Here is a 12,748-nt window from a genome sequence, read left to right as displayed (position 1 = left end):
CTTTATTTTGTTAAAAGTTAGATTGAACGTTTAACTTCAACCACTTCAAACACCTCGATTTGATCGCCGACTTTTACATCGTTGTAGTTTTTCACGCCGATACCACATTCCATACCGTTACGAACTTCAGATACATCGTCTTTGAAACGGCGAAGAGATTCTAATTCCCCTTCAAAGATAACGACGTTGTCACGTAATACACGGATTGGGTTGTTACGTTTCACTACACCTTCGGTTACCATACAACCTGCGATTGCACCAAATTTCGGATGACGGAATACATCACGAACTTCAGCTAAGCCAATAATTTCTTGTTTAAATTCAGGCTCTAACATACCGCTCATTGCTGCTTTAATTTCATTCAACAATTCATAGATGATTGAGTAGTAACGTAAATCAATGTTTTCCGCTTCAATGACACGACGCGCAGATGCATCAGCACGAACGTTAAAGCCAACAATAATGGCATTAGATGCTGCAGCTAAAGTTGCATCAGTTTCAGTTATACCACCTACGCCAGAACCAACAACTTTAACTTTTACTTCATTGGTAGAAAGCTCATTTAACGCTTGAACAATCGCTTCCACAGAGCCTTGTACGTCCGCTTTCACAATAACGTTCAATTCAGCCACGTCGCCTTCAGACATATTGCTAAACATATTTTCAAGTTTCGCTTTTTGCTGACGAGCTAATTTCACTTCACGGAATTTACCTTGACGATATAACGCCACTTCACGTGCTTTTTTCTCATCACGTACAACGGTTGCTTCATCACCCGCTGCAGGCACGCCTGAAAGACCTAATAATTCAACTGGAATTGAAGGACCTGCTTCATCAACTTCTTTCCCGTTTTCATCACGCATTGCACGTACACGGCCGTATTCAAAACCACAAAGTACGATGTCACCTTTACGTAATGTACCTGATTGAACCAAGATAGTTGCCACAGGGCCACGACCTTTATCCAAGTAAGATTCAATGACTACACCACTTGCCATGCCGTCTTTTACAGCGGTTAATTCAAGCACTTCTGATTGAAGTAAGATTGCATCTAATAAATCATCAACCCCTGTACCTTTCTTCGCAGATACTGGAACGAATTGCACATCACCACCAAATTTTTCAGAAATGACATCATGTTGTAATAATTCTTGCTCAACACGATCTGGATTTGCTTCTGGTTTATCGATTTTATTTACTGCAACCACTAAAGGCGCACCCGCTGCTTTGGCGTGTTGAATCGCTTCGATAGTTTGAGGCATCACACCATCATCGGCAGCAACAACAAGAACAACGATATCTGTTGCTTTTGCACCACGTGCACGCATAGAAGTAAACGCAGCGTGTCCCGGAGTATCTAAGAAGGTGATCATTTTGCCATCATCCATTTCTACGTGATACGCACCGATATGTTGGGTAATACCACCCGCTTCACCGGCTGCAACTTTCGCTTTACGAATATAGTCAAGTAAAGAGGTTTTACCGTGGTCAACGTGACCCATGATGGTTACAACTGGTGCACGCGTTACTTTTTCTGCATTTACATCGCGATCGCCTAATACCGCTTCTTCAAGCTCATTTTCATTGCGAAGAATCACTTTATGACCAAGTTCTTCTGCTACTAATTGAGCGGTTTCTTGGTCGATAACTTGGTTAATAGTAACCATTTCGCCCATCTTCATCATCGTTTTGATGATTTCAGTCGCTTTTACAGCCATCTTGTTCGCTAATTCAGCAACGGTGATGGTTTCACCAATGACAACATCTGCTTTTACAGCTTGCACAGGTTTAGTAAAGGCTTGTTGAAGTGCGGCACCTTTTTTGCCATTTTTACCTTTACCAAACTTAGCGTCTTTTTGATTTTTACGATTAGATTCGCGCTCGTTTTTCGAGTTTTTGCTATTTTCATCGTCGCGACCGCCTTTTTTCGCTTTCGCTACTTTATTTTTACCACGGCCACGATTTTCGTTACGACGATCTTCTTCATCTTCAGCTTCAAGTGCATATCTTGAACTTAAGTTGTAATCAGAATAGTCTTCTGAAGAAGATTCATTGTCTGAATCATCTGCTTCAGCATAACGTTTCGCTTCTTCTGCTGCACGGCGAGCTTGTTCTTCTGCTTTTTGACGAGCTAATTCTTCAGCTTTACGACGAAGTTCTGCTTCTTCTGCTTTACGTTTCTCTTTTTCAGGATCAACAGATTTAGCTTTAGAATCTACCGCACTTTTTGCTTGCTTAGCTGTTTCTGCTTTCGCTTTTTCAGCTTTTGCTTTTTCATCAGCTTCTTTCTTAGCTGCTGCTTTTTCAGCTTCTAAACGAGCTTTTTCTTCTGCAGCTTTTTGTTCAGCAATTTTTTTCGCTTCAGCTTCCTGCTGTGCTTTTAATTTTGCTTCTTCTTGTTGAGCAATATCAGTTTTTACTGTGCGTTTTTTACGTACTTCTACTTGTACTTCTTTGCTTTTACCGCCAGTTGTGGTGCTGCTCACTGTTGTTTTTGTTCTGCGTTGAATGCTTAATTTTTTTGGCGCATCAGCCTTAACATCTTCAGTCATTACTGCTCTCCTTATTCTTCGCCAAACCAACAGATATTACGTGCAGCCATAATTAAATCTGCTGCCTGTTCTGCTGTTAATTCTTCAATATCTGCTAAATCATCTACACCCTGTTCGGCGAGTTCTTCGAGAGTAGTAATTTGTTTTTCAGCTAATTTGAATGCCACATGGCGATTCATGCCATCTAAATTCAATAAACGATCTTCAATATTTGCTTTTTTCAATGCTTCTTCTTCAGCAACCGCTGCTGCTGTAATCGCATTTTTAGCACGAGTTTGAAGTTCTTCGACAAGATCTTCATCTTCTAAACCATCAATTGCTGTCAATTCATTCATTGGCACATAAGCAATTTCTTCTAAACTTGTGAAGCCTTCTTCTACAAGGATTTGTGCAAATTCTTCATCAAGTTCTAATGCATTCATAAATAAGTTTAAAACTTTGTTATCTTCTGCTTGATGTTTTGCATTTAAGTCATCAGTAGTCATTACGTTTAGTGTCCAACCTGTTAATTGTGTTGCTAAACGCACGTTTTGACCATTACGACCAATTGCTTGCGCAAGATTAGCTGCTTCAACGGCAATATCCATAGAATGATTATCTTCATCAACGATGATAGAAGACACATCAGCTGGTGCCATTGCATTGATCACGAATTGTGCTGGATTATCATCCCAAAGCACGATATCTACGCGCTCACCACCAAGTTCATTGGTAATGGCTTGAACACGCGCACCACGCATCCCCACACAAGCACCAACTGGATCAATTCTCTTATCGTTTGATTTCACTGCAATTTTAGCGCGAGAGCCGGGATCACGAGCCGCACCACGAATTTCAATCATTTCCTCGCCAATTTCAGGCACTTCAATACGGAATAATTCGATCAACATTTCTGGTTTAGAACGTGTCACAAATAATTGTGCAGTTTTGCCTTCAGGATTTACTTTATAAAGCACACCACGCACACGGTCACCTGGACGGAAATTTTCACGTGGCAACATGTCTTCACGAGCAATCATCGCTTCTGCTTTATTGCCAAGATCTAAGATGATGCTGTCACGACTTACTTTTTTCACAGTACCCGTTACAATTTTGCCTTCTTCAGCGCGGAACTGTTCTACAACTTTTGCACGCTCAGCCTCACGGATTTTGGTGCTGATTACTTGGCGTACAGTTTGCATTGCAATACGGTCAAATGCGATAGATTCGATTTGATCTTCTACATAATCGCCTAGTTGAAGATTTGGATCTTCAAATTGTGCCGCTTCTAAAGTGATTTCTTTCGTTGGCACTTTGACTTCATCAACAATTAACCAACGACGGAAAGTATCAAAATCCCCTGTTTTTGGGTTGATTGATACACGAATATCAGTTTCGTATTCGTATTTTTTCTTGGTAGAAAGCGCAATTGCACTTTCTAATGCTTCAAAAATTTTCTCACGTGGTAATAACTTTTCATTGGATACGGCTTCTGCCGCCAGTAAAATCTCTTTACTCATTTTTTCTTTTACTCCTTTTAAAATTTTGCAACAACATTCGCTTTTTGAATGTTACCAAAGACTAAAACTTGTTCCTGTCCATCAACGATTAAAGTCACCATATCGTTTTCAATACGCTCTAACTTACCTTGCCATTTACGGCGTTCTATTACAGGAATCCGCAAATGCACGGCGATATCTTGCCCAATATAGCGTTCAAATTGCGGCAAGGTAAATAGTGGACGATCTAAACCTGGTGACGACACCTCTAGATTGTATTTATCCGCAATCGGATCTTCTACGTCTAAAATTGCGCTCACTTGGCGACTTACATCTGCACAATCATCGACAGTTACGCCACCTTCTTTATCTATAAATAAACGCACTGTCATAAAACGACCCGCGCGCTGACATTCAATGCCCCACAGTTCACAGCCTAAATCTTCTACTGCGCCTTGTAGCATTTCTTGTAAATTTTGTTCTAATGTAGCCAATTTCTACTCCTATATTGTAGTGTCAGTTTTTAGCCAAAATAACTTCTTTTGATTAATTTAAAAACTTCTACAAAAAATTTTAGGCATAAAAAAAGGGTTAGGTTCACAGGAACCTAAGCCCAGTTTTTATTAAATTTCTTATAGAAAAAAACCCCAAAACTGGGGTTCTTTTACTGAACTTATTATTGGTTGCGGGGGCCGGATTTGAACCGACGGCCTTCGGGTTATGAGCCCGACGAGCTACCAAGCTGCTCCACCCCGCGTCCGAAATATGGGGTGCATTATAGTGATAAAAATTTAAAATGCAAGAAGTTTTACTAAGTTACTTAAAAACTTTGCTAAAACTTACCGCACTTTTCATCATCACTAGAATTGAATACCAGAGCCAATCCCTAGTCCTAATCCAACGCCGTTACTTCCGCCACCGGCGCTGACGCCACCACCTACAGTACAAGCCGCTAATATGCTTGATAATACAATAATAAAAAGTGTTTTCTTCATCATTTTTTCTTTATTAATAAAATCTCAAATAAGCGATAAACTGCAATTAGATCTGTCTTTGCAATAGGTTTAAAAGGTAACAAAAGATAGTAAATCCAGCGAAAACGCTGCAAATATATAATCATATTATGCCAATTTTTCGCTTCACAATGTGCTTGATAATACAAGATCACTTTTTGAATAAAATCGTCTGAAATATCTTCTTCTCTACATAAACTATCAAAGAAAAACAACATATCTCGAACGATTAACCAATTTTGATTTTGACTACTTGAACGAGATTCAAAATCAAGAAAAGTAACCTTTCCCTTATCCCAAGTGATATCTCTAATAGCAGGACGACCATGCACCAGATTTTTAGTATGTAAATCAATCAAAGCGAGACAAGCGTCATAAATAATCGAAAATTTTTGCTGATCATCTATCTTCTTATCACATAGCCATTGTGATACAGTGGCTCCCGCATCTTCCAAAACAAAAAAATCCTCATCGTGATAAAAGAGCGTTGGAACTGACGCATTTTTTTCAGAAAGATTTAATAAAGTTTGTAATTCATTTTTAAAAGATTGCTTAGGTCTAGGTTTTAATAATAGCCAAATCCCTTTCAATTTTTCAGGTTGCTTCAACCAAAATTTCTTGCCTTCATATTGAAAAGGATAAATTCTTTCATCACGATGTGCTATGACTAATTGATTAACATATTCTTTAAATTCAGGGCTCATTACGACATCACTCCATGGCTATTTGTGGTATATTTGTCCACCATTTTTCTTTTGCTTTTAATTTAACTAAAAATTAGATATGAAAAAAATTAAACTATTATTTCTTACGTTAACATCTATTTTAGCAGTATCCCCTAATATATCGGCCTCACCTTTTTCAATAACTGAATCTCAAATTAATCAATATCTACAAGAGAAAGGAGCTATTGCGGATAAATTTGGCTTACCAGGATTATTTTTTCTTGATTATCAAGTAAAAAATTTGAGTACCAAAATTGGACAAACTAATGATAAACGCGTAGAAATGAGCGGTACTTTAGAGGGTTTATTTCAATTTGGCAATAAAAAATTGCCTGGAAAATTAAATCTGACCTTCGATACAATTCCTTATTATAATCCCGAAAAAGGCGCAGTTTATTTAAAGAAAATGCGTATTTTACGTTGGTCAGGAGAACCACAGCAATATATGCAACAAATGCAAACAATCATGCCTTTTTTAAATGAAAATGTCGCTAAATTACTGGAACATATTCCGGTTTATACATTAGATAAAAACAATATGCGTGATGTGCTTATAAAAAAATTTGCTAAAGAAATCCGTATAGAAAAAGGGCAACTTTCCTTAGAGACTAGCATGTTCTAATAACATTTATATGATGTAATTGAACATTGCTTATTGATAGAAGGATAAAAAGTTCGGTGAAAATCTAAGAAAAATTTTCACCGCTCTTTTGTATGAATTAATAAAGAAAAATTAAAATGCTGAGGTATCTTGGAATAATCCAACTTTTAAATCTGTTGCTGTATAAATAACGCGACCATCTACTTCAACTTCACCATCAGCCATTCCCATAACCAGTTTACGATTAATAACTCGTTTCATATGGATTCGGTACACCACTTTTTTAGCCGTCGGCAAAATTTGCCCCGTGAATTTTACTTCGCCAACCCCTAATGCTCGCCCTTTTCCTTTGCCACCAATCCAGCCTAAATAAAACCCAACAAGCTGCCACATAGCATCCAATCCTAAACAACCTGGCATTACTGGATCGCCAATGAAATGACACCCAAAAAATGGCAATTCAGGTTTAATATCAAGTTCAGCTTCAATATACCCTTTGCTAAAAGCACCTGTTTCCTCATTCATTTCAATAATGCGATCCATCATCAACATGGTCGGAGCGGGTAATTGTGGCCCTTCTTTACCGAATAATTCGCCGCGACCTGACGCGAGCAAATCATCATAAGAATAGCTACTTTTTTTATTAGGTGTACAAGTGTTTTGCATCTTAGATTCCTTTTTATATGATAAACCCAGTTTAAAACTGATTTGACACATTCTAAAGAGAACACAATAAACTGTAAACAGCTAACACTTGTTCGCAAAACTTGTCGGAGCAGTCACTTTGACAGATTATAGAAGAAATAAAAGCGAACAAATGTTCGCTTTTTATCTATTAAGGACGGAAGAAATTCCACAAACCTTTTCTTTCTGAATCAGCTCTCCCCTCAATTCGACGTTGAATGAGACGAGATAAAGGCTCAGTTTTTTCTGTATAATCTTTGTTTTCATCTAGCAAATCACGATTAAATAATAATTCACAAGCTTGATAAATATCTTCTACAGGATAAATAAAAAATTCACCATTTTTTACCGCACTTTTCACTTCATCAGACAAACTCAGTTGCTGAATGGTCGTCATAGGGATGATAACACCTTGTTTTCCAGTTAAACCACGACGTTGGCAAATAGTAAAAAAGCCTTCAATCTTATAATTCACCCCACCAACAGAATGAACAAGTCCAAATTGATCAATCGATCCTGTAATTGCGATATTTTGAGGCAAAGGCAAATCGGCCAAAGCACTTGCTAGCACACAGAAAATCGCCAAAGATGCACTATCACCATCAATTTCACCATAAGACTGTTCAAACACTAATGAGGCAGAAAATGGTAATTGCGATGGCAAATCTAATATATTGGAAAGGCAAGCTTGCGCAATCATCATGCCTTTACCATGAATATTTCCAGCGAGTTCATTTTTTCTTTCAACGTCGATCACTTCCCCTTCACCGAATTGCACAATACAACTAATACGCGAAGGCTCGCCGAAACATACAGGGGTGCCTGGATATTCAATTACTGAAAGGCCATTAATTTGGCCAACAATTTCCCCTTGAGTTTCGACATAAACTTGCTCATTTAAAATATCGGCATAAGTTTGTTCTTTTAGAAAACCATATTGCGCCAATTTTTGTTGAAAAATATCCTCAAAATCCTCCGCACTTAATGCTGTTTTTTCAGCAAAAGTTGAAGCATCCTGTAATATTTCTTTTAATTTAAGAGGTGATGCGTTAATTAAAAAGCGATCTTCACTTTCACGAACTAATAATTGATAGAGTTTATTTAACGCCGAAAAATCTAGCTCAATATTTTGCTCTTGAGCCATTTGTTGAACATAACCCGCCCAAGTTTTTTGTTCCTCCACTTCAGCCACAGAAACATAACTTTCAATTTCAGCATAATCGGCGAAAGAATAAAGGTTTTCTTCTAACTCAGCCAAAGTGGCTAATTCAGTACGATTACCAAGTACAATCACTTTTAAGTTCAGCCCATAGCCTGGTATATCACAAGGTAAATTTTTAAATGGATGGGCTGAATACCAATCAAAAGTTTGGGTTTGCAGAATTTGTTTTAATCGCCCCCATAAATCAAATTGAGATAACAATGTTGCCGCACTTAAAATCAAAACTCCGCCATTAGCTTTATGCACTAATCCTGGCACTAATTGAATATCTTGTGAACTTGGATGAATCCGAAAACTACCAAAAAGCTGGAATTGATCGCAATACAACGCGCTTAACGCCTCACCTTGACTGGCAAAATTATCATCTAAAGATTTTGCTGGCTCAGTATAAACATGAGGAAAAGAAAAAGAGTCGCCCTGCTCTATCACATAATTCACACCGAAAATTGACCGCTCTTTGTGATGGTTTTGCGATATAAAATCTTGTAATAATTCCGCATATTCAACTGGCTCACCGACTTTCATCATCAATAAGGAACGCGTTGGATGGCGTAAAAATAAATCGATAGCCTGTGTGGCATTCGGTTGTAATGCCCAAAAATCCACTGGTTCTAAAGGAAAATCTTGAATTGCCAAATCAGGTTGTAATGCCTGCCAATTTAAAGATTGCTCAATAGCTTGTTGTTGAGAAAATAATGAACTCACGGCTGGTCTCTTTCTAGAAAAATTGACCACATTATCGCATATTTAATAGCCTTGTGAAAATCCACTAGAAAATCGGCATAAAAACACGTATATTAATGCAGTTACCACGTCACTCAATGATAAAAAATGAAATACCAAAAACTCGAAAATCAAGAAGCAAATTGGAAATGGATTTACCTAATTCGTAAACATCGCGAAGGGGAAAATATCACGCGTTATGAAGAACGCAGTTTGCAAGAAGCCAAAGCCCAAGAATTATTAGAATCCCAAAATTATCCAGAAAAAATTGAAGAATGGATTAAAAATCATCTTTCTCCAGCCTTACCAATTAAGCTTGATCAAGCTATTCGTGCCCGCCGTAAACGCTTTTTTAATGGAGAAAAACAACATACCAAGAAAAAATCTATTGATTTGGAATATGCGGTTTGGCTACGTCTTTCTAAATATTCTCGAAAAATGAAAATGACACTTTCGGAAACAATTACCTATATGATTGACGAAAGAGAAAGCAAAGCACAATTTGAAAATCAAATGGCAGCAATGAAAACCAGTTTAAAGAATTTATTGAAATAAAAAAGACAAGCTGCAATTCTTGTCTTTTTGAGTTAGGACTAATAGAGAAAAAATTTAGAGTATTCGCATTATTACTCTTGATTATCCACAAGTGGAATTATTTTCGTGGCATGAGATCCTTTGTCTCCGTGGATAACTTCAAATTGCACCTTTTGACCAGCTTTTAATGAACGATAACCGTCCATTTCAATCACTGAATAATGTGCAAAAATATCGGCATCCACGCCTTCTGCGGAAATGAAACCAAATCCTTTTGCATTATTGAACCATTTCACAACACCAATTTCCATAAAAGACCTCTCTAGGCTTCGCCTACTAAAACAATAAATCAATAAGACTCTCGCCTTATCACCTCGAATGGACGTTATATTCAAATATTTTGATCGGTTATGCAATGAGCAATATTCAAAAATGATAAGTAGATCACAAAAAATTTAATTTTCTGGAGTTTTTTTATCATTTTTATGAATTTCTCGTAGTGCTTTCGCCACTATTTGAATCGCTTCTCCGCTACTAATCCCTTTTGCCATAAGTTCTTGAATTTGCTCAACTGCTTTTTGCTGCTGTTCGTGTGTTAAGTTAATATCAAACATTTTTCCATCCAAATTGATTCATTAATTGATTCCATTGTTCATCTAAACCTGCTGTAATTGTTATTTGCTCTTTCGTTATTGGATGAATAAAAGACAACATATTAGAATGTAAAAATAACCGAGAACAGCCAAGATGCAAGGTTAACGCACGATTTTGATGCAAATCACCATATTGCGTATCACCTAAAATTGGGTGAAAAATATGTTTCATATGGCGACGTAATTGGTGTTTTCTGCCTGTATGAGGGATTAATTTAACTAAAGAATAACGCGCCGTTTGATAACGCCCAGCAGGATAAGGCATTTCGACTATTTTTAATCCTTCATAATCAGTAATCGCTTCTTGAGGCCCTTTATCTTCTTGAGAAAATTTATCTGCGATTTTATCTAATTGAATTTTTAGTGGATAATCTATCCGCTCTTTTCCCTGTAGATACCCTCGTACTACAGCCAAATAAGATTTCTGAACGCACTTTTGTTCAAACTGTTCACACATTAGGTTCGCAATTTCACTGCTCAATGCAAATAACAACACGCCAGATGTCGGTCGATCTAAACGATGAATAGGAAATACATGCTGGCCAATTTGATCTCGCAAAGTTTGCATCACAAATTGAGTTTCGTAAGGATCTAACCAACTGCGATGAACCAACATGCCTGCAGGCTTATTCACTGCAACGAGAAACTCATCTTGATATAAAATTTCTAACATTCTTTCTTGTTCAGAAGTTCTTCTAAAGCAACTAAAGGAGTTAATAGTTGTTGTAACTCATCAAATTCCTTCATTGCTTCTTCAATATAAGGAGAAATAGCAATTTTATTTGGTAAAGCAGAACCACTTTCTAATAATGCCTGCATGCGTGGAATAAATACCCACTGTAGCCACTCTTCGGCAGACATCGTATCAATTGAAAAAGGTTCTTCACTTAAAAATGCCTCTGCAGCAGGGGGCATCGTTTGCCATAAATTAAGCTGCTGCATGGTAATTTGAAGCTGTTCAAGATGCTGTTTAGTTTGATTACGCATATTTTATGTCCTAATTAATGAATGTCTTTTGCAAATACGCGCACATTTGAAAAACCATTTTCTTTCAAATATAAGGCTTGTAATTTGCTCATCACACCACGTTCACAATACAACACGTAATTTTTACTTTGATCAAGGCTACCAAATTGAGAAGAAAGTTTGTAGAACGGCATTTGAATGACTTCATGTGTATCCGATTCAAATGGATTTTCATCCGTTTCTTCTGGGCTACGAATATCCAAAATCACTTCATTTTCACCTAATACAGAAATTGCCTCGACTTCTACGACTTCTTTTTCTGTTTCTTCTGCGATCTGGCGAATATCTAAATATTTCGCATTTTGCACCGCACTTTCAAGAATCTCAAAATTAAAATGCCCTTCTTCTTCTAGAATCTTTTCACAAACCGCTTTGATTGTAGGATTTTTTGAAATCACACCACAAAATTCAGGCATAGATTTTGCAATATCGTCAGTACCAATTTCTTTCGCCATCGCGATAATTTGTTCTTTATCATGCGTAATTAACGGACGTAATACTAAGGCATCAGCGGCTTCATCAATCAATCGCAAATTGGTTAAAGTTTGGCTAGAAACTTGCCCTAATGCCTCCCCTGTCACAATCGCTTCAATATTAAAACGTTGAGCGACTTTACTTGCGGCTCGCACCATCATCCGCTTTAATACAACGCCCATTTGGCCGTTATCGACTTTCTCTAAAATCTCACCGACAACCCCCTCAAAGTTAATCGCAATAAAGCGTACTTTATGTGAAGAGCTATAGCGTTGCCAAATATGATAAGCCATTTGTTTTACGCCAATTTCGTGGGCGGCACCGCCAAGATTAAAGAAACAATAATGAACTCGGGAACCACGACGAATCAGCATGTAACTCGATACCCCTGAATCAAATCCCCCAGAAATTAAAGAAAGCACATCCTCTTGCGTCCCAATCGGATAACCGCCAATCCCTGCGTGACGTGCTTTAACTAACATCATTTTGTCATCTTCAATATCAATACGAACAGTCACATCTGGATTTTTCAACCGCACTTTTGCACTTTCAATATGTTGATTTAATCCACCGCCAATATAACGTTCTGCTTCAATCGAACTAAATTTATGTTTACCCTTACGTTTTACTCGAACGCAAAAGGTTTTGCCTTGAAGTTGTTGTGCTACATCAGCAAGCGTCAATTCAAAAATATGATGTAAATCGGTAAACGGTTTTTCTTCAACTTCTAAAAAATGATGAATACCTGGAATACGTTGTAACAAGGCGATTAATTCTTCACGATTTTCTTCATTTTTTGACCGCACTTCAATGTAATCCCAGTGACGTACAACTGCAGTTTCTTCATCATATTTCTGTAATATATTGCGGATATTAGAGGTCAAAATTTTTGCAAAACGTTTACGCACAGTTTCGCTTTTAATCATAATTTCAGGGAAAAGTTTAACGATAAATTTCATATAAATAGCTTAGGTATTTCTTGGGTATTTAAAGTGGCGAGTATTTTACGCAAAGATAGTCAAAAGTCCACTGGTCCTAGCTTGAAATAATTTTTTAACAACTC

14 protein-coding genes and 1 tRNA gene are annotated in these 12,748 nt (G+C 37.4%); 2 read left to right on the top strand and 13 right to left on the bottom strand.

The genetic code is table 11. The features are described 5' to 3' along the window. Positions 1–17 precede the first annotated feature (17 nt). From infB to DV415_RS03995, 6 genes are all read right to left on the bottom strand, one after another. Positions 18–2,552, bottom strand: a complete 2,535-nt coding sequence (infB, locus tag DV415_RS04020) for a translation initiation factor IF-2 (RefSeq protein WP_118781424.1) — start codon at positions 2,550–2,552, stop codon at positions 18–20. A gap of 11 nt (positions 2,553–2,563) precedes the next feature. Then, entirely contained in the window at positions 2,564–4,051 is a 1,488-nt protein-coding gene (gene nusA, locus DV415_RS04015) for a transcription termination factor NusA (RefSeq protein ID WP_005645077.1), read from the bottom strand. Positions 4,052–4,068: 17 nt separating this feature from the next. Then, entirely contained in the window at positions 4,069–4,524 is a 456-nt protein-coding gene (gene rimP, locus DV415_RS04010; protein WP_118790080.1) for a ribosome maturation factor RimP, read from the bottom strand. A 186-nt stretch (positions 4,525–4,710) separates the two neighbouring features. Further along, positions 4,711–4,787: transfer RNA gene (locus DV415_RS04005), tRNA-Met, on the bottom strand. Positions 4,788–4,890: 103 nt separating this feature from the next. Beyond that, a complete protein-coding gene (locus DV415_RS10420) occupies positions 4,891–5,025 on the bottom strand; it encodes a hypothetical protein (protein WP_275045267.1) in 135 nt (44 codons plus the stop codon). Continuing rightward, the gene (locus DV415_RS03995) at positions 5,025–5,747 is read right to left on the bottom strand and encodes a BUD32 family EKC/KEOPS complex subunit (protein ID WP_118790078.1); all 723 of its coding nucleotides are present in this window, start codon (positions 5,745–5,747) and stop codon (positions 5,025–5,027) included. Before DV415_RS03995 ends, DV415_RS10420 begins: the two co-directional genes overlap by 1 nt. 79 nt (positions 5,748–5,826) lie before the next feature. Between DV415_RS03995 and DV415_RS03990 the strand changes: the two genes are divergently transcribed. Next, entirely contained in the window at positions 5,827–6,390 is a 564-nt protein-coding gene (locus DV415_RS03990) for a YceB family lipoprotein (protein ID WP_118790077.1), read from the top strand. Between the two features lie 111 nt (positions 6,391–6,501). Here the strand turns inward: DV415_RS03990 and fabA are convergent, their stop codons facing one another. Further along, positions 6,502–7,035: a bifunctional 3-hydroxydecanoyl-ACP dehydratase/trans-2-decenoyl-ACP isomerase gene (fabA, locus tag DV415_RS03985; RefSeq protein ID WP_005631615.1), complete on the bottom strand. Its 534-nt coding sequence runs from the start codon at positions 7,033–7,035 to the stop codon at positions 6,502–6,504. 169 nt (positions 7,036–7,204) lie between these two features. Beyond that, complete coding sequence (locus DV415_RS03980) at positions 7,205–8,980, bottom strand: AAA family ATPase (protein WP_192879087.1); 1,776 nt, start codon at positions 8,978–8,980, stop codon at positions 7,205–7,207. Between the two features lie 126 nt (positions 8,981–9,106). On the opposite strand from DV415_RS03980, the gene matP reads away from it, so the two are divergent. Beyond that, on the top strand, positions 9,107–9,553 hold the full coding sequence (gene matP, locus DV415_RS03975; protein WP_005628871.1) for a macrodomain Ter protein MatP: 447 nt from the start codon (positions 9,107–9,109) through the stop codon (positions 9,551–9,553). Between the two features lie 71 nt (positions 9,554–9,624). Here matP and cspD read toward each other — a convergent pair whose 3' ends face one another. From cspD to thiI, 5 genes are all read right to left on the bottom strand, one after another. Then, positions 9,625–9,843 (bottom strand): cold shock domain-containing protein CspD, encoded by a 219-nt coding sequence (gene cspD / locus DV415_RS03970; protein ID WP_005628872.1) that lies wholly within the window; start codon positions 9,841–9,843, stop codon positions 9,625–9,627. Between the two features lie 144 nt (positions 9,844–9,987). After that, on the bottom strand, positions 9,988–10,146 hold the full coding sequence (locus DV415_RS03965) for a YoaH family protein (protein ID WP_005628875.1): 159 nt from the start codon (positions 10,144–10,146) through the stop codon (positions 9,988–9,990). Next, positions 10,139–10,858 (bottom strand): tRNA pseudouridine(65) synthase TruC, encoded by a 720-nt coding sequence (truC, locus tag DV415_RS03960; RefSeq protein ID WP_118790075.1) that lies wholly within the window; start codon positions 10,856–10,858, stop codon positions 10,139–10,141. The genes DV415_RS03965 and truC overlap by 8 nt, the downstream gene beginning before the upstream one ends. Further along, positions 10,852–11,172, bottom strand: a complete 321-nt coding sequence (locus DV415_RS03955) for a YqcC family protein (RefSeq protein WP_046942853.1) — start codon at positions 11,170–11,172, stop codon at positions 10,852–10,854. The genes truC and DV415_RS03955 overlap by 7 nt, the downstream gene beginning before the upstream one ends. A 14-nt stretch (positions 11,173–11,186) precedes the next feature. Further along, positions 11,187–12,644, bottom strand: a complete 1,458-nt coding sequence (thiI, locus tag DV415_RS03950; protein WP_118790074.1) for a tRNA uracil 4-sulfurtransferase ThiI — start codon at positions 12,642–12,644, stop codon at positions 11,187–11,189. Positions 12,645–12,748: the final 104 nt, after the last annotated feature.

Source organism: Haemophilus haemolyticus, from assembly GCF_003490595.1.
Lineage (GTDB): Bacteria > Pseudomonadota > Gammaproteobacteria > Enterobacterales > Pasteurellaceae > Haemophilus > Haemophilus haemolyticus_L.
This window is presented reverse-complemented; position numbering and strand designations above follow the sequence as displayed.